The organism is Brasilonema bromeliae SPC951 (assembly GCF_012912135.1).
Taxonomy (GTDB): Bacteria; Cyanobacteriota; Cyanobacteriia; order Cyanobacteriales; family Nostocaceae; genus Brasilonema; species Brasilonema bromeliae.
The window spans coordinates 2,040-2,330 of sequence record NZ_QMEB01000389.1 but is presented as its reverse complement, the minus strand read 5'-3'; the positions used below and the strand labels follow the sequence as shown (position 1 = coordinate 2,330).

Genomic DNA, 291 nt, shown 5'->3' with positions numbered 1-291 from the left:
GTCTTCGCGTTGACAAGGAGCCTGACCGGACAAAGCTCGACTGGCTGCTCCCGTTCGGAGCGAACCTAATTAGCGAGACGCTTGCGAACACATATCCATTGCAGCTAGTAAAGGAAATCCGAGCGCCCCGCTACCGTATTCAACTGTTCCGGCATCACTGTCCCGCAGCTATTCCCGAACCTCCTAGTCTCCCAGAAGTTATTGAACTCCCACAGTCTACGCTGCCTCTTCGTAAGCATAATGGTCTATACGATTTTTCCTTAGCGTTTCTCTACAACCAGTTACAGTGGT

General features: G+C 51.2%; 1 protein-coding gene. It reads left to right on the top strand.

Annotated elements, in window-relative coordinates; all coding sequences use genetic code 11:
* On the top strand, window positions 1-291 hold a 291-nt coding region (locus DP116_RS28800; RefSeq protein ID WP_211173559.1), incomplete at both ends, for a hypothetical protein.